The 25736-nt window shown below is 70.9% G+C and carries 19 protein-coding genes; 7 read left to right on the plus strand and 12 right to left on the minus strand.

Annotated elements, in window-relative coordinates; translation table 11 throughout:
- Nucleotides 1–192: 192 nt before the first annotated feature.
- A complete protein-coding gene (gene serA, locus B1L11_RS02595; protein WP_079312789.1) occupies nt 193–1782 on the minus strand; it encodes a phosphoglycerate dehydrogenase in 1590 nt (529 codons plus the stop codon).
- A gap of 117 nt (nt 1783–1899) precedes the next feature.
- Nucleotides 1900–2973, minus strand: a complete 1074-nt coding sequence (locus tag B1L11_RS02600) for an RNA-guided endonuclease TnpB family protein (RefSeq protein WP_079312791.1) — start codon at nt 2971–2973, stop codon at nt 1900–1902.
- A gap of 320 nt (nt 2974–3293) precedes the next feature.
- On the opposite strand from B1L11_RS02600, the gene B1L11_RS02605 reads away from it, so the two are divergent.
- Nucleotides 3294–4181 (plus strand): hypothetical protein, encoded by an 888-nt coding sequence (locus B1L11_RS02605; RefSeq protein ID WP_079312793.1) that lies wholly within the window; start codon nt 3294–3296, stop codon nt 4179–4181.
- Nucleotides 4182–4305: 124 nt separating this feature from the next.
- On the plus strand, nt 4306–5784 hold the full coding sequence (locus B1L11_RS02610) for an MFS transporter (RefSeq protein WP_079312795.1): 1479 nt from the start codon (nt 4306–4308) through the stop codon (nt 5782–5784).
- Here the strand turns inward: B1L11_RS02610 and B1L11_RS02615 are convergent.
- Nucleotides 5677–6753 carry a sigma-70 family RNA polymerase sigma factor gene (locus B1L11_RS02615; RefSeq protein ID WP_079312797.1) on the minus strand — a complete coding sequence of 359 codons (1077 nt, stop codon included), beginning with the start codon at nt 6751–6753 and terminating at the stop codon, nt 5677–5679. The two genes, B1L11_RS02610 and B1L11_RS02615, sit on opposite strands and share 108 nt — an antisense overlap.
- A gap of 89 nt (nt 6754–6842) precedes the next feature.
- On the opposite strand from B1L11_RS02615, the gene B1L11_RS02620 reads away from it, so the two are divergent.
- From B1L11_RS02620 to dacB, 4 genes are all read left to right on the plus strand, one after another.
- Nucleotides 6843–7478, plus strand: coding sequence for a DinB family protein (locus B1L11_RS02620; protein WP_079312799.1), 636 nt, complete (start codon nt 6843–6845; stop codon nt 7476–7478).
- Nucleotides 7479–7649: 171 nt separating this feature from the next.
- Nucleotides 7650–8552, plus strand: a complete 903-nt coding sequence (locus B1L11_RS46415) for a CAP domain-containing protein (RefSeq protein WP_256862165.1) — start codon at nt 7650–7652, stop codon at nt 8550–8552.
- Between the two features lie 121 nt (nt 8553–8673).
- Nucleotides 8674–9207, plus strand: coding sequence for a DUF1707 and FHA domain-containing protein (locus B1L11_RS02630; RefSeq protein ID WP_079312803.1), 534 nt, complete (start codon nt 8674–8676; stop codon nt 9205–9207).
- 81 nt (nt 9208–9288) lie between these two features.
- Nucleotides 9289–10872 carry a D-alanyl-D-alanine carboxypeptidase/D-alanyl-D-alanine-endopeptidase gene (dacB, locus tag B1L11_RS02635; protein WP_256862166.1) on the plus strand — a complete coding sequence of 528 codons (1584 nt, stop codon included), beginning with the start codon at nt 9289–9291 and terminating at the stop codon, nt 10870–10872.
- A 95-nt stretch (nt 10873–10967) separates the two neighbouring features.
- Here the strand turns inward: dacB and ilvC are convergent, their stop codons facing one another.
- The 5 genes from ilvC to B1L11_RS02660 all read right to left on the minus strand — a co-directional run bounded on the left by ilvC (nt 10968) and on the right by B1L11_RS02660 (nt 18684).
- Entirely contained in the window at nt 10968–11960 is a 993-nt protein-coding gene (ilvC, locus tag B1L11_RS02640) for a ketol-acid reductoisomerase (protein ID WP_079312901.1), read from the minus strand.
- Nucleotides 11961–12017: 57 nt separating this feature from the next.
- Nucleotides 12018–12542 carry an acetolactate synthase small subunit gene (ilvN, locus tag B1L11_RS02645; RefSeq protein ID WP_030506098.1) on the minus strand — a complete coding sequence of 175 codons (525 nt, stop codon included), beginning with the start codon at nt 12540–12542 and terminating at the stop codon, nt 12018–12020.
- Nucleotides 12543–12591: 49 nt separating this feature from the next.
- A complete protein-coding gene (locus tag B1L11_RS02650) occupies nt 12592–14412 on the minus strand; it encodes an acetolactate synthase large subunit (protein WP_079312807.1) in 1821 nt (606 codons plus the stop codon).
- 414 nt (nt 14413–14826) lie between these two features.
- Nucleotides 14827–17463, minus strand: a complete 2637-nt coding sequence (locus B1L11_RS02655) for a bifunctional diguanylate cyclase/phosphodiesterase (RefSeq protein ID WP_256862167.1) — start codon at nt 17461–17463, stop codon at nt 14827–14829.
- Between the two features lie 300 nt (nt 17464–17763).
- Complete coding sequence (locus B1L11_RS02660) at nt 17764–18684, minus strand: 2-hydroxyacid dehydrogenase (RefSeq protein WP_079312903.1); 921 nt, start codon at nt 18682–18684, stop codon at nt 17764–17766.
- A gap of 391 nt (nt 18685–19075) precedes the next feature.
- Between B1L11_RS02660 and B1L11_RS02665 the strand changes: the two genes are divergently transcribed.
- Complete coding sequence (locus B1L11_RS02665; RefSeq protein ID WP_306291587.1) at nt 19076–19999, plus strand: sorbosone dehydrogenase family protein; 924 nt, start codon at nt 19076–19078, stop codon at nt 19997–19999.
- Between the two features lie 53 nt (nt 20000–20052).
- On the opposite strand, the gene B1L11_RS02670 is transcribed toward B1L11_RS02665, so the two are convergent.
- The 4 genes from B1L11_RS02670 to B1L11_RS02685 form a co-directional block, all read right to left on the minus strand.
- The gene (locus B1L11_RS02670) at nt 20053–22017 is read right to left on the minus strand and encodes a VanW family protein (protein WP_079312813.1); all 1965 of its coding nucleotides are present in this window, start codon (nt 22015–22017) and stop codon (nt 20053–20055) included.
- Nucleotides 22018–22247: 230 nt separating this feature from the next.
- Nucleotides 22248–23756, minus strand: a complete 1509-nt coding sequence (gatB, locus tag B1L11_RS02675) for an Asp-tRNA(Asn)/Glu-tRNA(Gln) amidotransferase subunit GatB (RefSeq protein WP_079312815.1) — start codon at nt 23754–23756, stop codon at nt 22248–22250.
- Nucleotides 23749–24387 (minus strand): DUF4276 family protein, encoded by a 639-nt coding sequence (locus B1L11_RS02680; RefSeq protein WP_079312817.1) that lies wholly within the window; start codon nt 24385–24387, stop codon nt 23749–23751. Before B1L11_RS02680 ends, gatB begins: the two co-directional genes overlap by 8 nt.
- Entirely contained in the window at nt 24387–25718 is a 1332-nt protein-coding gene (locus B1L11_RS02685) for an AAA family ATPase (RefSeq protein ID WP_079312819.1), read from the minus strand. Before B1L11_RS02685 ends, B1L11_RS02680 begins: the two co-directional genes overlap by 1 nt.
- Nucleotides 25719–25736 lie beyond the last annotated feature (18 nt).

Here is a 25736-nt window from a genome sequence, read left to right on the forward strand (position 1 = left end):
AGGCCCCGTCGCGGCAGGTAGAAGTGCGGGGCGCCTCGTCATCGCAAGAGTACCCCACAATCTCGTAGGACGACCTAGTATCTCACTTGGTGAGACGCGGTCCACGGGACGGAAACGCCGCACCAGACCACGGAAAACGCGAACGCCCGGCGCACGGGGCGCCGGGCCGTCCGATGAGCGGATGCCGGAGTGTCAGTCCTCCAGGTCGACCGTACGGCCGCTGTCGGCGCCGATCTCCGCCGCGATCTGCTCGACGACGTCGGACGGGATCGCCGTGTCGACCGTCAGCGCGATGAGCGCCTTGCCGCCCTTCACGTCCCGGGAGACCTGCATGGAGGCGATGTTCACGTTGTGCTCGCCGAGCAGGCGGCCGACGATGCCGACGATGCCGGGGCGGTCGGCGTAGGTGAAGAACGCCAGGTGCTCGGTCGGCTCGATCTCCATCGCGTAGCCGTTGACCTCGACGATCTTGGTGATCTGCCGCGGGCCGGACAGGGTGCCGGAGACCGAGACCGTGCGGCCGTCGGCGAGCACGCCGCGCACCGTGATGACGTTGCGCCAGTCGGGGCTCTCCGCGCTGGTGACCAGCTCGACCACGACCCCGCGGTCCTTGGCCAGCAGCGGCGCGTTGACGTAGGTCACCGCGTCCTCGACGACGTCGGTGAAGACGCCCTTGAGCGCGGCCAGTTCCAGGACCCGGACGTCCTGGGCGGAGATCTCGCCGCGGACCTCGACGTCCAGGCGGGTGGCCACCTCGCCCGCGAGCGCGGTGAAGATGCGGCCCAGCTTCTCGGTGAGCGGCAGGCCCGGCTTGACGTCCTCGGCGACCGCGCCGCCCTGGACGTTCACCGCGTCGGGCACGAACTCGCCGGCGAGCGCCAGCTTCACGCTGCGGGCGACCTGCGTGCCGGCCTTCTCCTGGGCCTCGTGGGTGGAGGCGCCGAGGTGCGGCGTCACCACGACCTGGTCGAACTCGAACAGCGGGCTGTCGGTGCAGGGCTCCTTGGCGAACACGTCGATGCCCGCGCCGGCGACACGGCCCTCCTTGAGGGCGGAGTAGAGGGCGTTCTCGTCGATGATCCCGCCGCGGGCGACGTTGATCAGCCGGACGGTCGGCTTGACCATGTGCAGCTCGCGGTCGCCGATGAGGCCGATGGTCTCCTTCGACTTCGGCAGGTGGACCGTGATGAAGTCGGCCTGCTGGAGCACCTCCTCCAGCGACGCCAGCCGCACGCCCATCGCCGCCGCGCGGGCCGGCTGCAGGTAGGGGTCGTACGCGATGATCTCGACGCCGAACGGCTGCAGGCGCTGCGCGACCAGCTGGCCGATCTTGCCGAGGCCGAGGATGCCGACGACCTTCTCGTCGAGCTCGACGCCGGTGTACTTCGAGCGCTTCCACTCGCCGTCCTTGAGCGCGGAGTGCGCCTGGGCGACGTTGCGGGCGCTGGCGAGGATCAGCGCGACCGTGTGCTCGGCGGCGCTGGTGATGTTGGAGGTCGGGGCGTTCACGACCATGACGCCGGCCTTGGTCGCGGCCTCGACGTCGACGTTGTCGAGGCCCACACCGGCACGGGCGACGACGCGCAGCTTGGGCGCCGCCGCGATGGCCTCCGCGTCCACCTGGGTGGCGCTGCGTACGATCAGGGCGTCCACGTCGGCGAGGGCGGGCAGCAGCTGCGACCGGTCGGCGCCGTCGGTGTGCCGGACCTCGAAATCCGCGCCGAGCACGGCGAGACCCGCTTCTGAGAGCTCTTCTGCGACAAGTACGACGGGCTTGTTCACTGGGTTGAGTCCTTCGTGAAGTGCGACAGCGCGGACGACGTGAGTCTATCCGCGCCTTGTCAGCCGCTCGGCTACGGGCCGAGCTTGCAGCTCTTCGCCATGCATGGCGTGCACGGGTCAGGCCGCGTACGGCTGGCTGACGGCAGCCCGGCGACCGATGTTGATCGCCGCGTTGTGGTCGGCGGGGCCGGCGAACCCGCACCTGACGCACCGGAAGTCGTCCCGGGTGGGACGGTTGCGTTTGTCGCAGTGCCCGCAGGCGTGGCAGGTCCGCGAGGTGTTACGCGGATCCACCAGCCGGAGGGGGACTCCGGCGAGGGCGGCCTTGTACGTGATGAACGTGCGGAGCCGGCGGAAGCTCCACGAGTGAAGGTCGGCACGCCGAGCCTTGGCAACCGTGACCCGCTCGCGGATGCCCTGAAGGTCTTCCAGGGCGATCCCGGAGCGGGTGTCTTTGGCCTTACCGACCAGGTTCTTGCTGATCACGTGGTTGGCGTCGCGGGCGAACCGGGACTCCTTGCGGCGACGCTTCTTCAGCAACCGCTTGGCCGCTTTGGTGCCCTTGGCCTGAAGCCGGGCACGAAGGCGGGCGTTGCGCCGCCGCACGGCCCGCACGCCCTTCCCGCAGTGGGCTTCGCCTGTGGAGTCGGTAACCAGATTCACGATGCCCAGATCCACCCCCAGCCACTTGTCCGGTTCTCCACCTGTGGCGGGTTCGGGGACGTCGATCACCACGGCGAGGTAGAAGACCCGATCCCGGTAGACCAGGTCGGCCTGACCGCGCATCGTCGCACCGGCCCTCTTAAGCCACCGCCCCTGATACACGACAGGGACGACAATCCGCCTGCCCAGGGTGAGGATGGACACCCGGTCCTGCCCCTTCCACGACAGGATGCGCGGGTCGTAGGCGACTGCACCCAGTTCCCTGAAGACCGGCTTGATCGTCTTGTCGCGCTTGTACGCCTCACATGCCTTGGCGATCGACCGGATCGCCATCTGCGCCGACAGCCCGAACTCATGACGCAGGTCGGAGTACACGAACTTCTGCACCGCCACCTTGTTGGCCGAGTGGTGCGCGAAGGCGACCTCGGCTGCACGGTTGGCGGCGGCGTTGCACGCCCGCATCGTCGCCAGCAGGCTCTCGGCCTGCTCAGCGGTCGGAGCGAGCTTCAGCATCTCCGTAACCAACACAACACGTACTGTAGCGAGCCGTTATCACGAAATGATCACATTGCCAAAGAACGTGCCTTACCCCGGCACCAAAGGATCGACCTGCGCCACAGCATCCGACGAGCGACGGCATGCGAGACGGGCCTGTCTGCGCGGCCGTCTCACGTGAGAGGTTCATGTGAGCGGCGAGGTTCATGAGACTCGCTCATGTACGCGCCCAGCCGGTCGGTGTACCCCACCTACGCGTGATCCATACGGACTGCCACCCATCTCGGTATTGATCGCACCTAATCTTCGGGATTAGCCTGATTCGCCATGGTCCAGTCCCTATCGTTCAGGCTATGAGCATCGGGAACCCCTCCCTGGGCGACGTTCTCGCGCGGCATGGCAGCCCCCGGCAACTCCTGGCGGCTCTCGCGGAGTGGGGCATCCTGGTGGCGGTCCGCCCCGACCGCTCCGTGGTGCTCGGCACGACGCAGAACGGCGAACGCGTTCTGCTGGGCTACACGGGGCCGGCGACCTACGCCCGGCACCGTGGCAGCCACTCCCTGTCGGCGTGCGACGCCGACACCATCCTCGACATCCAGCGCGTCACGGGCGTGCGCGAGATCGTGATCGACGCGGCCGGTCCCGCTGCCGCCGCCGTGCCGATCGACGACCTGCGGCGCCATCTGGAGCAGACCCGCACCGGTCCCGCTCCCGCGCTGTCGGCCATGGGCTCGGCCGCCCCCACGGCGTACGCCACGGGTGCGATGGCGACCGTGACCCGCGCGCAGGCGACGCGGCAGGCTCCCCCGCCGCCCGTGCCCGCCCCGGTCCCGGCCGCGCCCTCCGCACTTCCGTCGCAGTGGGTTCCGGCCCCCCGCCAGCACCTGTCGGGGGCGATGCAGGTCGTGGACCCCGGCTACCGCAGGACGCGTCATCCGATCCTGCCGGCGCTGCGGGTGGCGGTCGCCGAACTGCTGCCGGAGTATCCCTACGTCCACCACGTCTGGATCTCCGAAGCGCGGACGGCCGCCGGGCTGTGGGGGATCATGCTGCACGTCAAGGTGCACACCCTCGCCGCCGACGACATCGTCAAGGAACTGCACCGGCGGGTGCGCGCCCGGCTGCCGCAGTTGGCGGCCAGCGAGGCCCCGGTGCTCATGGCCCGGATCGCCGACGCGCACACCGAACGCCGCCTGATCGAGGTCGGCGCGCACGTCGTCTGCCCCGACGTGCGCGACTGAGCCGAAGCCCCATCGCCGATCTCCGCCGGCGTCGTCCGGCGGAGATCGGCAAGACATCGCGCAGCCGCCGAACCGTTGCCGGAGACCGCTTCCGAACGGACGCTTGCTCGGCTTGAATGTCGCCATGGTTTCCACGGCGGCGACGCCCTCCCCGTCGAAGGTCTCCCTCGGGGTTCGCCTCGGGTACGCCGTCGGCTCGTTCTGCACGGCCAACTTCTCCACGATCCCCGGGCTGCTGCTGCTCTTCTACATGACGAACGTGCTCGCGGTGCCGGCCGCGTTCGCGGGCGTCGTGCTCTTCCTGCCCAAGGCCTGGGACCTGATCGCCAACACCCTGGTCGGCCGGTGGTCGGACCGCACGGTCTCACGCTGGGGACCGCGCCGGCCCTGGCTGCTCGCCGGCGCCCTCGTGCTGCCGGTGTCGTTCGCCCTCATGTTCGCCGGGCCGCCGCTCACCGGCGTGCCCGCCGCCCTGTACGTGGGGGTCACCTTCCTGGCCGCCGCGACCGGATACGCCCTCTACGAGGTGCCGTACAAGGCGATGCCCGCGGAGATGACCACGGACTACCACGAGCGGACCTCGCTGCTGCAGTGGCGCATGGTCCTCATCGCGGTCGGGATCGCGATGAGCGGCATCCTCGCCCCGATGATCGCCGGCGAGACGGCCGACGGATACCGCACCATGGGCGTCGCCTTCGGCGCGATCCTGCTCGTCGCGATGCTGGGCTCGTTCTTCGGCACCGCCCGCGCCCCCTTCACCGGCCAGCAGAAATCCGAGGGGACGCTGCGGGAGCAGCTTGCCGCCGCCCGCACGAGCAAACAGTTCCTGTGGCTGCTCGGACTCAGCTCCGCGCAGACGCTCGGGGCCGGCGTGATGCTCGCCGGGGCGCCCTACTTCGCCGCCTACTCGCTCGACGACACCTCCGCCACCACCACGCTCTTCGCGGCGCTCGTGGGGCCGATGCTGGTCACGATGCCGCTGTGGGTGTGGCTGGCCCGCAAGCTCGACAAGCGCGGCGCGATGATCCTGTCCGGCACGCTGTTCACGGCCGGCGCGCTGCTGATCCTCGCGACGCCCGCGCTCGGCGAGCTGTACGCGCACCTGTGCGTGATGATCGTGGGCGTCGGCTACGCGGGCCTGCAACTGCTGCAGTTCTCCATGCTCGCCGACGTCATCGCGTACGACGGCGCGGTGAGCGGCGAGCGCAGGGGCGGGATCTTCACCGGTCTGTGGACCGCGGTGGAGAACGCGGTGGCGGCGCTCGGGGCGACCGCGTACGGGTGGGTGCTGGGCGTGGGGGGCTTCGTCTCCTCCGATCCCGAGCATCCGGTGATCCAATCGGACAGCGCCCACGTCGCCGTGGTGATCGGCGTGACCGTGGTGCCCGCCCTGATCACGTTCGCGGGCGTGCTGATGACGCTCAAATACAACCTGACCGCCGACCGCCTCGCCGCCGTCGGCGGCGCGGACGGGACCGGACCCGCGCCCACGGCCTCAACGACCGCCGTCTCCGGCGGAGAGAACACCGGCTCCGGCGGTGAGCACGCCGGGAAGGACGGCGGGCAGCCCGAAGCCGGCGAAGTGCTCCGCGCCGAGGAATGAGGCGATCTCGCAGATCCGCTCGTCCCGCAGGGTCAGCACGGTGATCGACCAGGCGGTGTGCGGGAGAGTCGCGCCCTCGCCGACGTAGAAGGCCACGGCCGGCTGGCCGTTCGCGCCGGTCAGGACATACCGCCAGCTCGGGCAGCGGGTGAGCGGCACCTGCACGGCGAAGTCGGCGACCGCCGTGATGCCGCGATACCAGTGCGGCAGCGGCGGCATCGACCAGGTGACGTCGTCGGTGAGCAGCGCGATCAGGGCGTCGGCGTCCCCGCGTTCGAGAGCGGACGCGAACCCGACGGCGATCTCCCGCACCCGGGGGTCGCCGATCGTGCGCGGCGCCCGCTGCCGGTCGAGGGAGGGCGCCTTCTCCGCGAGGATCCTGCGGGCCCGAGCCAGAGCCGAGTTCACGGAGGCGGCCGAGGTCTTCATCATCGCGGCGATCTCGGCGGCGGAGAAGCCGAGCACCTCGAAGAGCAGCAGCGCCGCGCGCTGGTTGCCGGGCAGGTGCTGCAGAGCGGCGACGAAGGCGAGCTCCACGGCCTCGCGCCGCTCGTAGCGCCCCGCCGGGCCGTCCGTCAGGCCGGCGTCGGGATAGGGGCCCAGCCAGGCCACGTCGCCGAGCGGACCCTGCCCGTCCACGACCGCGCGCTCGCTCGACGGGCCCAGGTCCATCGGCAGCATCCGCCTGCCCCGGCTCTCCGCGAGGTCGAGGCAGGCGTGGGTGGTCACGGCGTACAGCCACGTGCGCAGCGAGGAGCGGCCCTCGAAGCGGGCGAGGCCCCGCCAGGCCCGCAGCAGAGCGTCCTGGAGGGCGTCGTCTGCGTCGTGGACCGAGCCGAGCATGCGGTAGCAGTGGGCGTGCAGCTCCGGGCGCAGCGGCCGGACCAGCCTGGTGAACGCGGCCTCGTCCCCGTCTCGCGCCCGCGCCAGGTCGCCGTCCGCCGCCGTCGGGGAAAAAACCTCACCCACGAGCGACGATTCTGCCTCACATCGGGAGTCTCCCCTCCCGGGGAGCACGACCGGCTCCCGACCGTTCGTTCCCGAACAGGAGACACGCCATGATCACCGAGGCGGATCTGAAGGCCGACCTGCGCCGCTATCTGCAGGACGCTCGAGACGCCCTGCTGTGGAAGCTGGACGGACTCTCGGAATACGACGTCCGCCGCCCGTTGACGCCGACGGGCACCAACCTGCTGGGGCTGGTCAAGCATCTGGCCGGCGTCGAGCTGCTGTATCTGGGGTTCGTGTTCGGCCGTCACTTCGACGAGCCCGTGCCCTGGTTCCGTCCCGATCTCGGGCCCGCCGCCTTCGCCAGGAACGCGGACATGTGGGCCACCGCCGAGGAGTCCCGCGAGTACGTCACCGGGGTGTACCGGCGCGCCTGGGGACACGCGGATGCGACGATCGCGGAGCTGCCACTGGAGTCGGCCGCCGACATCGTGTGGTGGCCGGAGGAGCACCGGCGGGCGACCCTGCACCGCGTGCTGGTCCACATGATCGCCGAAACCCACCGGCACGCCGGCCACGCCGACATCGTCCGCGAGTCGATCGACGGCGCCGCCGGATACCGGGTCGGCGACGTGATGACGGCCGACGATCCGTCCTGGTGGGAGAGCTACCACGAGGAACTGGAACGCGTGGCGCGGGAGGCCGCGAACGACCTTAAGCGCCCCTCAAGGCGATCCCCTCGCTGATCATGCGGCTGACCTGCGGATTATCGGACATTTAGGGCTTTGCGCAGCCTAAGCCATGTTTAAGAGAAGGTAGATACTTTCGGGATTGGACCGATTTATCACCACATGTCGGTCTCTGGCGCACCATAATGACGACTTCCCCAGCGTCTAACCCCCACTGGAGGAATGATCGTGAACAGAGCGCTCGGAGCGGTCCTGTGCCTCGGGAGCGTCGCGGCCGTCGGCGTGGCGGCCGGACCCGCTCAGGCCGAGGCCCAGCACGCGGGCTGCCGGGTCGCCGCCGCGAAGCCCTACGTCACCGTGGACGGCAAGATCCGCGCGGCGGGCTCGCGGGCCGGTTGCGTCGACAACGCCCGTTTCCGGGTCCGGATCGTGAACAGCACGCCGGGCCCCGACCGCGTCGTGAAGAGCGGCTCCAAGGTGGTCAGGAACGCCCGCGTCGTCGTCGCCCTGACCTGCGCGGACGGTGCCTACTACAGCGTCGTCACCGACTACCGCGGCCACCTGTCGCGGTCGAGGCCGGTGCGCCTCGACTGCGACATCCCCACCCCCGTCCCCAGCTCCACCTCTTCCCCGAGCCCGACCGCCACCCCCACGACGAGCCCCTCGGCGGTCCCGAGCACGGCCCCCAGCGCGAGCCCCTCCGCGAGCGCCGCCGCTCCCAGCGCCTCTCCCACGAGCGGCTCGGCCGTGGGCACCGCCATCGAGAACGAGGTCGTGCGCCTCACCAACGTCGAGCGGGCGAAGGCAGGCTGCGGCCCGCTCAAGCACGACGCGCGCCTGCGCGCCGCCGCGTACGCCCACTCGGCCGACATGTCCGCCAAGAACTACTTCGACCACACCTCGAAGGACGGCCGCTCCTTCTCCGACCGCATCACGGCCGCCGGTTACACCTGGCGGGCGGCGGCGGAGAACATCGCCAAGGGCTACGGCACGGCCCAGGCGGTGGTCCAGGGCTGGATGAACAGCCCCGGCCACCGGCAGAACATCCTCAACTGCAACTACACCGACATCGGGGTCGGGTACGTCGCCGCGGGCGGCCCGTACTGGACCCAGGACTTCGGCCGGCAGTAGAGACCGCCGGTCCGGCACGGAGCGGGGACGCCACGCCCGGCGGCCCCGCTCGACGCCGGGATTGGCGGGGAATACGGCGGTCTTCTGGACACCTCGGACCACTGCGGCGGATACTCCAATCATGAGCTCTCCCCCGGTTCGCGCCTCGGACGGGGACCGCGAGCGCGCGCTCAGCGAGCTCCGCGACCGGGCCGCCGAAGGACGCCTGTCCATGGAGACCTTCGTCGGCCGGGTGGACCTGGCGCTTCGTGCTCGCAGCCGCAACGAGCTGGACGAGCTGGTCGCCGACCTCCCACACCGCGGGCGCTGGCGCAGAAGGATCACCGACGCGGTCGCCTCCGTGTCGGAGCTGAGCAGCCGGATCGAGTCCGCCTGGCGGCGTCCCCGGCTGCCCCGGCTCGCCCTGCCCGCCGACGGCCGGGCCCGCTACCTGGTCGGCCGCGGCTCCTCCTGCGACCTCGTCCTCGCCGACCTGACCGTCTCGCGGGTGCACGCCGAGCTGCGGCGCGAGCACGACTCCTGGCTCCTCGTCGACCTCGGCTCGATGAACGGCACCCGGCTGAACGGCTGGCGCCTGGTCGGGCCCGCGGCCGTACGGGCCGGCGACGAGGTGGCCTTCGGCGACTGCGTGTTCCTGGTCTCGATGCCGGCCTGATCGCTATACGTACATTTCCGTATTGATGCCCCGGCACGGCTCACCGACGATCGCGGAAAGCCACTCACCCGGGAGCGGACTGTGCGGTTGTCACGACGTATCACGATCATGCTGGCCGGTGCCGTTCTGGCCACCGGGATCGCGGGCTCCGGCGTTCCCGCCGGGGCGCGGGACCCGGCCCCCGGCGTCGCGGACCTGACCCGCGACCTCGACCAGATCCTCGCCGACTCCCGACTGGCCCCCGCGCGGGCGGGCGTCGCCGTGCGGGTCGCGGCCACCGGCGAGGACCTCTACTCCCTCGACGCGGACAAGCTGTTCGCCCCCGCCTCCAACACCAAGCTGCTCACCTCGGCCGCCGCCCTCGACACGCTCGGCACCGGCTTCCGGTTCACGACCGACGTGCTCGCCGCGTCCAGGGTGGGCCACACGGTCGCCGGGGACCTCACGCTGCGGGGCACGGGCGACCCCACCATGCTCGCCGCCGACTACGACGCGCTCGCCGCCAAGGTCGCGGCGGCCGGGGTCAAGGTCGTCACGGGACGGCTGGTCGCCGACGACACCTGGTTCGACGACGTACGGCTCGGCACCGACTGGGCCTGGGACGACGAGCCGTACTACTACGCCGGGCAGATCTCCGCGCTGACCGCGTCGCCCGACACCGACTACGACGCGGGCTCGGTGATCGTCTCGGTCGCGCCCGGAGACGGCCCCGGCAAGGCCGCCAAGGTGTCCACCACGCCGGCGACCGGATACGTGAAGATCGTGAACAGGGCCGTCACCGGCGACGAGACGGACGTGCTCGTCGAGCGGCAGCACGGCACCAACACCGTCGTGGTCACCGGCACGGTCTCCGAGCCGTACGACGAGTGGGTTGCGGTGTGGGACCCCACGCTCTACGCGGCCACCCTGTTCCGGGAGGGGCTGACCCGGCACGGCGTGAAGGTGCTCGGGCCGACCGTACGCGGGACCGCCCCGGCCAAGGCGGCCACGGTCGCCTCACGCCAGTCGATGACCCTCGGCGACCTGCTCGTGCCGTTCCTGAAGCTGAGCAACAACATGCACGCGGAGATCCTCACCAAGACGATGGGACGCAAGGTCTCCGGCACGGGGACGTGGGCGGCCGGACTCGCCGTGACGACCGCGTTCGCGCAGGCGAACGGCATCAAGACGCTGCGGCTGCGGGACGGATCCGGCCTGTCCCGGGTGGACGCCCTGACGCCCGCCGGAATCACGGCCCTGCTCGCGGCGGTGCGCGGCAAGCCCTGGTTCCCCACCTGGTACGCCGCCCTGCCGATCGCGGGAGAGGCGGACCGGATGGTCGGCGGCACGCTGCGCAGCAGGATGGGCGGCACGCCGGCGGCCGGGAACGTGCACGCCAAGACCGGCTCGCTGACCGGCGTGACCGCGCTGTCGGGCTACGTGACCAGCGCGGACGGCGAGCCGCTGGTCTTCTCGGTCATCAGCAACGGCTACCTGTCCGGAGCGCCGAGGGACCTGGAGGACCGCATCGCCGTCAGGCTGGCCCAGTTCACCAGGAAGGCCGCGGTGGACGAGACGGCGGCCGCGCGCAGCGTGACTCCCGGGTCGCCGCCGCAGGAGGCCGCCGGGCCGGCTCCTTCCGCCGGTGACCTCGAGTGCTCCTGGCTCAAGCCCGCCCAGTGCTGATCCCTCTCGCCCTGGTGTCCTGAAACGCGACGCGGCGCCGCTCCCCACCTCGTCGGCGGGGCGCGGCGCCGCGGTCACGCAGCGGTTCGCGAGCCTCAGGCCTGCTCGCCCTTGAGCCAGCTCATCATCGGGCGGAGCTTGCCGCCGGTCTGCTCGATCGAGTGGCCCGCCAGCTCCTCGCGGTAGCGCTTGAAGTTGGTCTGGCCGGAGTCGAACTCCTCGACCAGCTCGCGGGCGAAGCGGCCGTCCTGGATCTCGTCCAGGATGCGGCGCATCTCCTTCTTGGTCTCCTCGTTGACCACGCGCGGGCCACGGGTGTAGCCGCCGTACTCGGCGGTGTCGGACACCGACCAGTACATCTTGGAGATGCCGCCCTCGTACATCAGGTCCACGATCAGCTTCATCTCGTGGAGGCACTCGAAGTAGGCGACCTCCGGCTGGTAGCCGGCCTCGATCAGGGTCTCGAACCCGGCCTTGATCAGCTCGGAGACGCCGCCGCACAGCACGGCCTGCTCGCCGAACAGGTCGGTCTCGGTCTCCTCGGTGAAGGTCGTCTTCAGCGCGCCGGCGCGGGTGCCGCCGATGCCCTTGGCGTACGACAGCACGAGCGGCCAGGCGTTGCCGGTGGCGTCACGCTCGACGGCGACCAGACAGGGCACGCCGCGACCGGCGGAGTACTGACGGCGGACGAGGTGACCCGGGCCCTTCGGCGCCACCATGGCCACGTCGACGCCCGCCGGGGCCTCGATGAGCCCGTAGCGGATGTTGAGGCCGTGGCCGAAGAACAGCGCGTCGCCCTCGACGAGGTTCGGCGCGACGTGCTCGGCGTACAGGTGCCGCTGGATGTGGTCCGGCGCGAGGATCATCGTGAGGTCGGCCTCTTCGACGGCCTCGCCCGGCGACAGCACGCGCAGGCCGTCGGCCTCGGCCTTCTCCCGGCTCTTGGAGCCCTCGGGCAGACCGACCCGGACGTCCACACCGGAGTCACGCAGGCTCAGCGCGTGCGCGTGGCCCTGGCTGCCGTAACCCAGCACCGCGACGTGGCGGCCCTGGATGATCGACAGGTCGGCGTCGTCGTCGTAGAAGATCTCAGTCACTTGCTTGCCTTTCACGGGTTGTCCGTCGCGACGTGCCTGCCATAGGAGCTATGCGCTGCGGTCGAGGGCGCGAAGCGAGCGGTCGGTGATGGAACGGGCGCCGCGGCCGATGGCCACCATGCCCGACTGCACGAGCTCCTTGATGCCGTACGGCTCAAGGACCCGGACGAACGCCTCCAGCTTGTCGGTCGTCCCGGTGACCTCGATCGTGACCGCGTCCGGGGCCACGTCAACGCAGCGTGCCCGGAAGAGGTTCACGAGTTCGAGGACGTGCGACCGGCTCTCGGAGTCGGTCCGCACCTTGATCAACATCAGCTCGCGCTGCACCGACTGGCTGTTGTCGAGCTCGACGATCTTGATGACGTTGACCAGCTTGTTGAGCTGCTTGGTGACCTGCTCCAGCGGGAGGTCCTCCACGTTGACGACGATGGTCATCCGCGAGATGTCGTCGTGCTCCGTGGGCCCGACCGCCAGCGAGTCGATGTTGAACCCGCGGCGGCTGAACAGGGCGGCGACCCGGGCCAGCACGCCCGGCTTGTTCTCCACCAGGACGGACAGCGTGTGGCGGCTCATGCCATCTCCTCGCACTGCTGGTCGTGATCGGGTCGGGCCGGGGCGGGGCTCATTCTCCACCCTCCCAGTTCGGCGCCATGTCGCGGGCGTACTTGATGTCGTCGTTGCTGGTGCCGGCGGCCACCATCGGCCAGACCATCGCGTCCTGGTGCACGACGAAGTCGACCACCACCGGCACGTCGTTGATCTCCATGGCCTTGCGGATCGTCTCGTCCACGTCCTCCGGACGCTCACACCGCAGGCCGACACAACCGTACGCCTCGGCGAGCTTCACGAAGTCGGGGATCCGCTTGACCCGCTGAAGATCGGTGTTGGAGTACCGCTCGTCGTAGAACAGCGTCTGCCACTGGCGGACCATGCCGAGGTTGCCGTTGTTGATGACCGCCACCTTGATCGGCACACCCTCGATCGCGCAGGTCGCCAGCTCCTGGTTGGTCATCTGGAAACAACCGTCGCCGTCGATCGCCCACACGACCTTGTCCGGGCAGCCCATCTTGGCGCCCATGGCGGCCGGGACGGAGAAGCCCATCGTGCCCGCACCGCCGGAGTTGATGAACGTCCCCGGGTGCTCGTACTTGACGAACTGCGCGGCCCACATCTGGTGCTGGCCGACGCCCGCGGTGTAGATCGCCTCCGGGCCCACCAGCGCGCTCAGCCGCTCGATCACGTACTGCGGGGCCAGCGACCCGTCGGCGAACTCCTCGTACCCCAGCGGGTAGGTCTCCTTGTAGCCGTTGAGGATCCGCCACCACTCGGTGTAGTCGCCCTTGCGGCCGTCGGCCTGCTCGGCCCGCACCGCCGTGATCAGATCCCCGATCACCTCACGGCAGTCGCCCACGATCGGCACATCCGCGTGCCGGTTCTTGGAGATCTCGGCCGGGTCGATGTCGGCGTGGATCACCTTCGCGTTCGGCGCGAAGCTGGACAGCTCACCGGTGACCCGGTCGTCGAAGCGGGTGCCGAGCGCGATCAGCAGGTCCGAGCGCTGCAGCGCGCCGACCGCGGCCACGCTGCCGTGCATGCCGGGCATGCCCATGTGCTGGGGGTGGCTGTCGGGGAAGGTGCCCCGCGCCATCAGCGTGGTGACCACCGGGATGCCGGTCAGCTCGGCCAGCTCCAGCAGCTCGGCCGAGGCCCGCGCCTTGTGCACGCCGCCGCCGACGTAGAACACCGGCCGCTTCGCCTCGGTCATCAGCCGGGCCGCCTCGCGGATCTGCTTGGAATGCGGCCGGGTCACCGGACGGTAGCCGGGCAGCTGCATGACCGGCGGCCAGGAGAAGGTGGTCGTGGCCTGCAGGGCGTCCTTGGAGATGTCCACCAGGACCGGTCCCGGGCGCCCGGTGGAGGCGACGTGGAACGCCTCGGCGATGGTCCGCGGGATGTCGTCGGCGTTGGTGACCAGGAAGTTGTGCTTGGTGATCGGCATCGTGATGCCGGAGATGTCGGCCTCCTGGAAGGCGTCGGTCCCGATCAGCGGCGAGGCCACCTGTCCGGTGATCGCGACGATCGGCACCGAGTCCATGTAGGCGTCGGCGATCGGGGTGACCAGGTTGGTCGCTCCCGGGCCGCTGGTGGCCATGCACACCCCGACTCTGCCGGTCGCCTGCGCGTACCCCTCGGCCGCGTGGCCGGCGCCCTGCTCGTGCCGTACAAGCACGTGCCGGACCTTGGTCGAGTCGTAGAGGGGATCGTAGGCGGGGAGAATGGCCCCGCCGGGGATCCCGAACACCGTGTCGACCCCGACCTGCTCCAGCGCCCGCACGAGGGCCTGGGCACCTGTCATTTTCTCGGTCATCGGCTCGTTCCTTGTGGCTGAGCTTGCTTGTGGCTGGGCTGCTTGGCGTGACTCCTGGCATAAAAAATGCCCCATCCGCTGGGCGGAGCTGGGGCGCGCGCAGGACCGAGTGCTTCGTCAGGCTGCGCGCCTGCGAAGTACTACGAGGATCCCACCGCTATGCATGGCTACAACGATGTCCGATGGAGCGCCTCCACGTCAAATCATCTGGGACGCCCGTCTCGCCATCCAAGACACCCACAACGGACTCCCAGGTTATGCCATCCGGCGCCCCTCCAGCGTCCCGGGACACCGAGCGAGCCGGATGGGCGCGCCTCCGGCACGGCCGGGCGGATCCACGCGGCCCCTACGAGCGACGCGGGGAACACCGAGCGAGCCGGATGGGCGCGCGCCGGTCTGGACTGAGGAGCGCGCGGGAGCGAAGCGACCAAGCGCGACGAGGGAAGACGGCGGATCTAAGCGCCCATACGAGCGACGCGGGGAACGCGGCTAAGCCGTGTTCTGGAGGGTGGTGGTGGGCATCAGGGAGTCGACGCCGCGTGCGGTCATGGGGCGGGCCACCAGATAGCCCTGGCCGCGTGTGCAGCCCATCTTGCGCAGCAGGTCGAGTTGCTCGGGACGCTCGATGCCCTCGGCGACGACGATCAGGCCGAGGTCGTTGCCGAGTTGCACGATCGTCTTCGTCAGCAGGGTCAGCGTGTCGTCGCGGCCGAGTCCGGAGACGAACGACGGGTCGATCTTGATCATGTCGACCGGCAGCTGGCGCAGGAACGCGAGCGACGCGTAGCCGGTGCCGAAGTCGTCGATGGCCAGCCGTACGCCGAGGGTCCTCAGCTCCGAGAGCCTGCTGATCATCTCCCCGGCGTCCTCGACCAGCATCTCCTCGATGACCTCGAGGGTCAGCGCGCTGGCCGGCAGCCCGCTCTCGCTCAGCGCCTCCGCCACGGTCTCCACGAAGCGCGGGGCCATGATCTGCCGTGCGGACAGGTTAAGCGCCAGCCCGATGTCCCAGGACGACGCGCGCCAGGCCGCCACCTCGCGGCACGCCTCGCGCAGGATCCACTCGCTGAGCGGCACGATGATCCCGGTGTCCTCGGCGGGCCCGAGGAACTGCTCCGGCGGCACGAACGTGCTGCCGCGCCACCAGCGCACCAGCGCCTCGACGGCGGTCACCCGCGACGTGGCCAGGTCGACCACGGGCTGGTACTCGATCGCGAACTGGTTCTCCAGCAGCGCTCGCTGCAGGTCGGAGGCGATCTCCAGGCGGCGCAGGACGTCGGCGTGCATGTGGGTGGCGAAGACCTCCACCCGCCGCCCGCCGAGTTCCTTTGCCCGCGACATCGCCACGTCCGCGTTGCGCAGCAGGTCACCGGGAGGCAGGTCCTCCTCGGCGAACGCGACGCCGACGCTGGCCGTCAGCGCGACGTCCCGGTCCGCGACCCGGAACGGCTCGTTCGAGACCGCGCGTACGAGCCGCTCGGCCAGGTCGATGGCGGTCTGCGCGTCGGCGCCGCCGGATGCGCCGCCCTCAAGCAGCACCGCGAACTCGTCCCCGCCCCACCGGGCGAGCGTGTCGTCGGCCCGTACGGCCGAGCGCAGGCGGCGGGCGGCCTGGCCGAGCAGGTGGTCGCCGCTGGCATGGCCGACGGAGTCGTTGACGGAGGTGAAGCCGTCGAGGTCCAGGAAGATCACCGCGGTCCCGCCGGCGCCGCGGCGGCTGAGCACGTCCCTGGCGCGTTCCTCGAAGTAGGCCCGGTTGGGCAGCCCGGTGACCCCGTCGTGGAAGGTCAGGTGGGTGACCTGGTTGCGCAGGGCCACCTGGTCGCTGAGGTCGCGGATCGTGACCAGGACGAGGTCGTCGTCGCGTACGTGCCGGGCGGCGACCGACTCGGTGGGACGCCACGTGCCGTCGGAGGCGCGGAACCGGCAGGAGATGCGGGTGCCGCCCTCCTGCTCGGACCCGTCGTCCTCGTCCGTCATGCGATCGAGCAGAGCCTGTACGGCCGGCAGGTCCTCGGGGTGGATGTAGTCGAAGATCGGCCGGCAGGCGAGGTCCTCGGGGCGGTAGCCGTACGTCGTCTCGAGGCCTGGACCCACCTCTTGGATGACGCCGCCGGGGTCGCACACGAGCACGACGTCGCCGGTGTTCTCGGCGAGCCTGCGCAGTTGCTGCTCGCCGACGTCGACGAGGCGGCGCATGCCCGCGGTCTCGACCAGGAGCACGAACAGCCGGCCGAGCAGGACGAGGACGACCGAGGAGGCCACGACGACCAGGGCGGCGTCGCGGCTGCTCCCGATCGCGTACAGGGTGGCGACCAGCGTGGCGGCGGCGACCAGCACGAGCGGGGTGGCGGCCGTCAACGCGGCGGGCAGCGGCCTGGCCGGCCGGTCCTCCTGTACCCACGGCGCGACGGCGAGGACCAGCAGCATGGCCGGGACGACGAGCCCCGCCGCGAGCGGCGGGGTGTCGCCGTCGAGACGGGCGAGGGCCGTGGCCATCTCCGCCACCGTTATCGCGGTGAGCACCCCTACGCCGGTGAGCCCGACCACCCGGTTACCCGACCGGGACGCCGCCACGGCCGGTGTCACCGCGCACGTCGCGAGCAGGCAGACCAGGGGCAGCGCGAGCGCGACGAAGAACGCTCCGGTGTCCTCCGCCTTCCTGAACGCCGGGCCGAGCACGGCGACCCAGGCCACGGTGAAGACCGACGCCGCGCCCAGGTAGGCGTCGGCCGCCTGGCGTATCACCCCGCGCGTGAACGCGGGTGGTTTCACGGACAGGCCGCAGCCGATCGCGAGCAGCACCGACCCGACGAGCAGGAGCAGGTCGGCGAACGTGAGCACGAACGGCGTGCCGTCGGCCACGGGACGTACGCCGACGCCGAGGAGCCAGGTCAGCGACCCGGCGGCCATCCACCGCCACGCGCCCGGCTGGCGCCGGTGGGCCGGGACGACGCGGGAGGCGGCCATGATCAGCGAGATGGCCGCGAGCAGGCCGGTGACGACCCCCGCGATCGCGGTCACGACCGGCGCCGAGCCTCCGGTGACCAGGGCCACGACGACCGCCACCGCGCCGAGCCCGGCCGCGGTGGTGAGTGGGACCCGGGGGTCACGCCTGACTTTCACGCGCGTCGCCTCTGCACCTGTCGCCGCTTCACCGCCGGCCGTCGTGTCCTCCGGGGTTTCGGTGGAGGCCGGAGTCGCATAAGCGTCGCCGGGTTCGGTGGGGTGTGTCGTCACTGCCCCTCCCGTTCTCGACTCGGCTTTACTCTCCCTGTCACATGGCCAGTGTGCGCACTGCCGCTGATCGAGAGGGGGACAACGAGCGAGTCGTCACCGATCTGATAACCAGCCGCGCACGCTGAGCTTCACCGTACGCACCCCAGGTCACGAGGCAGCCACGTTCCGGAATCCTTAATGGAGCGGTCAGTAATGCCCGGTGATCATGTTATCGAGTGGACGGCCCGTCAGATGACGGATGACCTGTTCCCGCACCAGCCTCCGTGTACGCCGTACGGACGCGGGCGTGCTGCCGGCGACGTGCGGGGTGATGAACACCCCCGGCGCGGTCCAGAGCGGGTGATCGGACGGCAGCGGTTCGACGGGGGTGACGTCGAGCGCCGCCCGCAGCCTGCCCGCCCGCAACTCAGCGAGCAGCGCGTCGGTGTCCACGACCGACCCGCGCGCGGCGTTCACCAGCAGCGCTCCGTCCTTCATCCGGGCGAGGAACCGGGCGTCCACCAGACCGGCCGTCCCCGCCGTGGCGGGCACCAGCAGCACGACCACGTCCGCGGCGGGCAGCAGCACCGGCAGTTCGTCCTGTCCGTGGACGTTGTCCCTGGCCGTGCGCGCCACCCGGACGACGTCCACCTCGAATCCGGCCAGACGCCGTTCGAGCGCCTCGCCGATCGAGCCGTACCCGACGATCAGCACGGTGGAGTCGGCGAGGACGCCGGTGTGGTGGTAGGTCCACTCGCGTCTGGCCTGGGCGGCCGCGAAGCCGGGGAACTCCCGCAGCATCGCGATCATCGCGCCCACCGCCCACTCGGCCGTGCCCGCGTCGTGGACGCCCCGCGCGTTGCACAGGACCGCCTTCGGCGGCACGTGCGGCAGGTAGGGCTCGACCCCCGCGGTCACGGTCTGCAGCAGGCGGAGGTTCGTCATGCGGCCCAGCAGGCCGGGGATGTCCGGCACCGGGACCAGCGGCGGCACCCAGATCTCCACCTCTTCGGGCGGGCCGGGTGGCGGCGTCTTCCCGTCGTACACGGCGCAGTCGAGGGCAGGGAGCCCTTCGGGCAGGTCCGTGAGCGCGTCGGCGATGTCCTGTGATGCGACCCAGATCTTCACGAGGAACAACCTAGGGAACCATCGCCCCCGCCAGCGAGTATGGGTAGGTGAGGAGGTCATGGGGGATGGCGAACAGGCATGGCGTGGGGCGCGGCGCTCCTGGGTGCGGCCCTTCTGACGGCGACCGTGGCGTGCTCGCCGGGGCAGGAGGGCGGAGGCAGGACTCCCCCGCCGCTACCCGCCGCGAGCGACGTCACCGGCGCCGCCGCGAGTGCCCCTACGAGTGCCGGCGCGGGCACGACTCCGGGCACGGCTTCGGGCACGGCTTCGGGCACGGCTTCGGGCGCGGCTTGCGGGCGCGGCTTCGGGCGCGGCTTCGGGCGCGGCTTCGGGCGGCGGTGAGACGAACGTCACGCCGGCCGCGCCGCGCACGCTGGTCACCGGTCTCGCGGTGCCCTGGGCGATCGCGTTCCTGCCCGGCGGCGACGCGCTGGTGACCGAGCGCGAGTCGGCGCGGCTGCTGCGGGTCACGCCGCGCGGCGAGGTCCACGAGGTCGCCGTGATCCAGGGCGTGTCGGCGAGCGGCGAGGGCGGCCTGCTGGGCGTGGCCGTATCGCCCCGCTACGCCACCGACCACCTCGTCTTCGTCTACTTCACGGCCGAGCACGACAACCGGATCGTCCGCTACCGCTACGACGGGCGGCTCTCCGACCGCCGGGTGATCGTCACCGGCATCCCGAAGGGGGCCATCCACAACGGGGGCCGCCTCGCCTTCGGCCCCGACGGCCACCTGTACGCCTCGACGGGGGAGACCGGCGAACGCGGCCTGGCCCAGGACAGGAACTCCCTGGGCGGCAAGATCCTGCGTATGACGGCCGACGGCCGGCCCGCCCCGGGCAACCCCTTCGGCACCCTCGTGTGGACCTACGGGCACCGCAACGTGCAGGGCCTGGCCTGGGACGACCAGGGGCACATGTACGCCACCGAGTTCGGCCAGAACACCTACGACGAGATCAACCTCATCGAGAAGGGCCGCAACTACGGCTGGCCGGAGGTCGAGGGGGTGGGCCACCGGCCCGGATACACCGACCCGCTGCTCACCTGGTCGACCGCCGAGGCGTCGCCGTCCGGCCTCGCGTACGCCCGGGGGGCGCTGTGGGCCGCGGCGCTGCGCGGCGAGCGCCTGTGGCGCGTGCCGGTGGACGCCTCGGGCCGCGTCGGCCGTCCGACCGCCCTGTACACGGGCGAGTACGGCAGGCTGCGCGCTGTGGCCGCCGCGCCCGACGGCACGTTGTGGGTGAGCACCAGCAACCGGGACGGGCGCGGAACCCCCAGGGACGGCGATGATCGGATCCTGGTGGTGCGGCCCTCCTGATCAGCGCCTCCTCTTGATCAGCGCCTTGCTCTTGATCAGCGCCTTGCTCTTGATCAGCCGCAGACGACCCCGGCCTGGGCGCGGTAGGAGGCGCGGAAGGTCTCCCGGGAGACCACCTCACCGTCCTGCCGCAGCACCCGCGTCACCGCGGCGGTGAAACCGGGCTGCCCCTGTGTCGCCACGCAGCCGGACCCGTGACCGGTCACTGCGGGCAGCGACACCCGCTGCCCGACGACCGGCCCCTGCAGGTCCACGTCGTACCGCTTGGTGCTCCACAGCGTCACGGTCAGCGAAGTGCCGGTGGCGGACGCCTGGACGAGCACACCGTACGGCGAGTCGTTCTTCCACCGCAGGTCGGGGCCGGGGAACGACACCGTGGCCTCGGTGCCGATCGGCAGGTGGGAGGCGTGGACCTCCGGCGGGGTGTGCTCGGTGACGCGAAGCCCCGCACGGATCACGGCGTTCATCAGGGTGGTCGCGACCTGGGTCATCCCCGCCGCCTCCGTGCCGGCCCGGCCGTGGATCATGGTGGGGCCGATGCCGTCGAAGCCCGCCGCCGCGGTGCGCGGGCCGACGACCTCGTTGAACGAGAACGTCTCCCCCGGTTCCACCAGGCGGCCGTCGAGGAGCGCGGCGGCCGCGCGGATGTTGCCCGCGCTCTGCGGGCAGCAGGCGTAGGAGGTGGTGAAACGGCCGACCTCCTCCCGGACCCCCATCCGCTGCGCCGCGTCGTCGGTGACCCGCGGCGGCCCGTTCACGACCGCCACGGCCACCGTACGACTGCCGCCGTCGAGGGCGGTCAGCACGTCCGCGGCGAGGCGGTCGGTGTCCACCCGGTCGCCCGGCCTGCCGGGCACCAGGACAGGCCGGCCGTCCTTGATCGTGAAAGTGGCGTCGCGGGCCGCCCTCGCGGGGCCGACCAGCGCGGGCTCGACGCCGGCGACCGCCCCCTCGGCGTCGAAGCGCGGCCGCAGGACCGCGCCGTCGGGCGCGAACGTCAGGTGCCGCGCCAGTGTGGCCGGCGACAGGCTGACGGAGGCGGTTCCGTTGGTCAGCGTGAGCGGTGCGGCCACCGCACGTCTCGCCCAGCGCAGGGCGCGCCGCACCTCGGCACGGGTGATGTGCGGCAGGTCCGTCGCCGTGGGCACCACGACGACGGCCTCGGGGTCGAGGTATCCCCTGACGATCTGGTCGGCCGTCGCTCTCCTGTCGATGACGCGGCCCTCCCGCGGATACCTCGCGACCGGGGTGACCCCGTCGAACGAGACGTCGCCCTCGCGCCCCGGGCGCTCCAGTGGCGCGGCGATGTGCCTGGCCACCACCTCGTCGAGTTTGCGGCGGTCCACCGACACGACCGGCTTCACCTCACGGCTGCCGGTCAGCGCGCTCCACACCTCCAGCGGGCTGGGGAAGCCCCCCGGCGCGGCGCGGACGGTGGCCTCGGCGTCGAGCATCAGACCGGCCTGCTGTGGGTCCACGGTCAGCCGCCGCGTGCCCTGCCGCACGATCAGCGGCGTCCTGGCCTGGGCGTACAGCCGTTCGCGCAGCGTGGCGACGGCCTCGGCCCTGCTCTGCCCGCCGATGTCCACGCCGAGCACCATCGTGCCGGGCAGGACCTTCCCCGCCATCGAGACGGCCGGCACGAGGTAGAGCGCCAGGAGCAGCACCGCCAGGCCGATCAGCGCACGGCGGAGCGTACGGCTCTGGGGAACGGGGTCCAGCAGTTCGAGGTCCGGCGGCGGGACGACAACGGGTTCCTCGGACGCCGGGCGCTCCGGGACCCGCCACGGCTCGACCGGCGGAGCCGGCGGCGGGAGGTTTCCGTTACCGGACGGCTTGACCGCCGGAGCGGCGGGAGCGGGAGGCTCGGCGAAGATGTCGGCCGACACCCCTCGCGGGAGGGCCGAGACCCCGCGGGGCAGCGAGGTGACGCGGCGCACCGGGTGTTTGTGCGGAGGAACGGACGCCGCCCCGGACGGATCCGTGGGCGGGTCGACGGACGCTCCGGCGTTACGCACGCCTCGGTCTCCTCCGGCTCAAGGTCAACTCCGATCAGTTAACCCTAAAACACCCTCCGCTGGATATGTCATGAAGCAACACCTTCCGCGCTCGTGTCGGGAGCGATCCGGCCGGGACAGGCCGACGCCGGCCACGCGGAACCGTGACCGGCCGTTTCACGCCCTGCTACAGGTGGCGTCCCGACGGCGCCTCACCGGATCCTTGCAAGGCGGCGCTCGTCAGGCATTCCCTAGCCCTGGACGCCGAGCTTCTCCAGGATCAGCTCACGGGCCCGGCCCGCGTCCGCCTTGCCCCGGCTGGCCTTCATCACGCCGCCGACCAGCGCGCCCACGGCGGCGATCTTCCCGCCGCGCACCTTCTCCGCGGCGTCGGCGTTGTCCGCCAGCACCTTGTCGATGATCGCCGACAGCTCGCCCTCGTCGCTGACCACCTGGAGACCGCGCTTCTCCACGACCTCGTCCGGGCCGCCCTCGCCGGCGAGCACGCCCTCGAGCACCTGGCGGGCCAGCTTGTCGTTCAGCGCGCCGGAGGCGACCAGCTCGGTCACCCGGGCGACCTGCGCCGGGGTGATCGGCAGGTCGGCGAGCGCCGTGGCCGACTCGTTGGCCCGCCGGGCCAGCTCGCCCATCCACCACTTGCGCGCGTCGGCGGCGGGGGCGCCCGCGGCCACCGTGGCCTCGACCAGGTCGATCGCGTCGGCGTTGTGCATGGCGGCCATGTCCAGGTCGGACACGCCCCACTCCTGCTGGAGCCGCTTGCGCCGCGCCGACGGAAGCTCGGGCAGCGCCGCCTTCAGCGACTCGACCCAGGCCGGGTCGGGCGCGATCGGCAGCAGGTCGGGCTCGGGGAAGTAGCGGTAGTCCTGCGCCTCCTCCTTCGACCGCCCGGAGGTCGTCTGCCCGGTGTCCTCGTGGAAGTGGCGGGTCTCCTGCACGATCCGGCCGCCCTCGGCGAGGATGGCCGCCTGGCGCTCGATCTCCCCGCGGACCGCCCGCTCGACGCTGCGCAGCGAGTTGACGTTCTTGGTCTCCGTACGGGTGCCCCACTCGGCCGAGCCGCGCGGCATCAGCGAGACGTTCACGTCGCAGCGCAGCGAGCCCTGCTCCATCCGCACGTCGGACACGCCGAGGGAGCGCATCACCTCGCGCAGCTCGGTGACGTACGCGCGGGCGACCTCCGGGGCGAGCCGGTCGGTGCCCGCGATCGGCTTGGTCACGATCTCGACGAGCGGGATGCCGGCCCGGTTGTAGTCGACGATCGAGTAGTCCGCGCCGTGGATCCGCCCGGTCGCGCCTCCGACGTGGGTCGACTTGCCGGTGTCCTCCTCCAGGTGCACCCGCTCGATCTCCACGCGGACGATCTTCCCGTCCACCTCGACGTCCAGGTAGCCGTCCGTGCACAGCGGCTCGTCGTACTGGCTGATCTGGTAGTTCTTCGGCATGTCCGGATAGAAGTAGTTCTTCCGGGCGAACCTGCACCACTTCGCGATGGTGCAGTTCAGCGCGAGGCCGATCCGGATCGTCGACTCGATCGCCTTCTCGTTGGCCACCGGCAGCGAGCCGGGCAGCGCCAGGCACACCGGGCAGACCTGCGTGTTCGGCGGCGCGCCGAAGGTCGTCGGGCAGCCGCAGAACATCTTCGAGGCGGTGCCCAGCTCGACGTGCGTCTCCAGCCCCAGCACCGGCTCGAAGCGCTCCAGCGCCTCGTCGTACGGCATGAGCGTCGCGGTATCAGCCATGCTGGTAACCCAGTCCTTCCAATGCTTCGATCATGTCATTCCACCATTGCTGGAAGGCGGGCACCTTCCGCAGTTCAGCGATGCCGGCGGTCTCCGCCACCGACACGTAGAAGTTCCGGAGCACGCCGTTCTTCTTGGGATTCATCCCGGCCTCGTCCCGCAGCAGGGTCTCGACCACCGCCTTGGGATCGGGGCAGGACTCGACCTCCGGTCCCGACACGGGCGCCCGCCCGAGCTTCCGCACGTTGAGCGCCCTGACGAGAGCCGCCTGGTCCGCGAGCAACCATGCCTCCGTCTCCCTCATCGGGACGACGGCCACCAGAGGTTCCTCGAAGTCGCTGGTCCTCCAAGTCTGCCGCATCCGCTCCAGCACGGGACCCGACTTCGCCGGTGGAGCGCCGTCGTGGTGGTACAGGACCACGTCGAAGGTGCCCCGCTCCTGCTTCAGCGCCGCGAGCACGGGCTCGGGACTCTGGTTTCCCGCCTTGGGCAGGCTGCGCACCTCCTGCACCTCCCGGCAGGAAGGAAAGGACTCGATCACGAGGTCCTCCAGGGCCCGGCGCAGCAGGATCGGCAGGAACCAGTCGTCGGATGGCCCCTCCCTGATGAGAACGCAGCTCAGGCTCCGCATCAGACCGGTTCCTCCACTCCGGCCCGGAACCTGTCGAGCTCGGAGTCGGTCACCCGCGGCCACCGCTCACCCTCCACGCGAACCGGCCCGGCGTCCTCCCTCAGCCGCCGCACCCGGCTCACCCGGCTGGGAACCTCGCCCTCGATGATCGTCGTCATGTCGAGGAACGCGATGTTCTCGTACGGCACCGCGTCGAGCACGACCGGCGAGTGGCTGGTGAAGATCGCCTGCCGGTGCGGCAGCGGCTCGCCCTTCTCGTCGCGCTCCAGAGGCATACGCAGGTCGGTCACCAGACCACGGGCCAACCCGAGCAACTGCCGGAGCCGCTCCGGAAAGACACCGTTTTCCGGCTCCTCGACCGCGACGGTCCCCCGGTCGTGCAATGCGGCCAGGATCGCGAGCATGCGGAGAGTCCCGTCCGAGGCGAACTCGGCGTCCAGGCCCTGATCGTACGGCGACGAGAACTCGAGCCTGACGTCCCTGCGACGCTCATCCTCAATGAGCGCGAAGTCGCTGATCTCCCGGACCAGGCCGACGAGATGCATCTTGATCTCGCCGACCACCCCGACCGGGCTGTTCTCCGACGCCGTCTCCCTCGCCAGCGACCTGAGGTGATTCGGCAAATCCCGCCCGCTGGCATCCATCCGTTTCGGACCACCGATCTCGCTCGCCTGTCGCAGCGAGCCGGCCTCCAGGTGAAGGGTGCGAACCAACGCCAGTTCTCGCCAGGTCCGGTACAGGACCCTCCCGTTGTCGACCCATTCGTCGCCCTGCCCCGGACCGGAACCCCGCTGCAGCAGAACCCTGGCGCTCTCGATCAGTCCGGGGGCCGCCGAGTGAGCCGCCGACACTCCTGAGGGGAGTTTGATGACCGCTCGTCCGCCGCTCGAGAAGCCCGGCAGCCACTCCGGGGAGAGACCGACCACCTCGGCCCAGCGATCCCTCCCGAACGGAAACTCCACGAGACGCTGCTTCTCGGCGACGATGCCTTCGAGAGCGTTTTCGGGGACCGACCACACGAACTCGATCTCGTAACGCCAGCGGTTGTGCAGATGTGCCGGAAGCTCACCGAGTAGAAACTCCAGGGCGAAGCGCATCCGGTCGACACGGGTGCCGTCTCCCCGCCTCCGGAACAAACCTCGAGCGTCGCCGCGCACCTCCGCCACAGCGGCGTCAACCCCTCGGGTGGCGGCCACCGAAACGAAGTTCAACGCGTCGAGGAGGTTCGACTTGCCACTGGCGTTGGTGCCGATGAGCACGAGGAACGGCGGCAGATCGAGCGCGAAGTTCTCGAAGGACTTGAAGCCGTCGATCTCGATGCGGGTGATCATGCCGCCGTTCCCCCTCCC

This window comes from Microbispora sp. GKU 823 (assembly GCF_002027145.1).
Lineage (GTDB): Bacteria > Actinomycetota > Actinomycetes > Streptosporangiales > Streptosporangiaceae > Microbispora > Microbispora siamensis.

Bases quoted from the DNA above. Each gene is read 5' to 3' on its own strand.
- B1L11_RS02605 (WP_079312793.1), top strand. From the start codon at position 3,294: ATGAGCATCGGGAACCCCTCCCTGGGCGACGTTCTCGCGCGGCATGGC.
- B1L11_RS02610 (WP_079312795.1), top strand. From the start codon at position 4,306: ATGGTTTCCACGGCGGCGACGCCCTCCCCGTCGAAGGTCTCCCTCGGG.
- B1L11_RS02620 (WP_079312799.1), top strand. From the start codon at position 6,843: ATGATCACCGAGGCGGATCTGAAGGCCGACCTGCGCCGCTATCTGCAG.
- B1L11_RS02630 (WP_079312803.1), top strand. From the start codon at position 8,674: ATGAGCTCTCCCCCGGTTCGCGCCTCGGACGGGGACCGCGAGCGCGCG.
- ilvN (WP_030506098.1), bottom strand. From the start codon at position 12,542: ATGAGCCGCCACACGCTGTCCGTCCTGGTGGAGAACAAGCCGGGCGTG.
- B1L11_RS02650 (WP_079312807.1), bottom strand. From the start codon at position 14,412: ATGGGGCATTTTTTATGCCAGGAGTCACGCCAAGCAGCCCAGCCACAA.
- gatB (WP_079312815.1), bottom strand. From the start codon at position 23,756: ATGGCTGATACCGCGACGCTCATGCCGTACGACGAGGCGCTGGAGCGC.
- B1L11_RS02680 (WP_079312817.1), bottom strand. From the start codon at position 24,387: ATGCGGAGCCTGAGCTGCGTTCTCATCAGGGAGGGGCCATCCGACGAC.
- B1L11_RS02685 (WP_079312819.1), bottom strand. From the start codon at position 25,718: ATGATCACCCGCATCGAGATCGACGGCTTCAAGTCCTTCGAGAACTTC.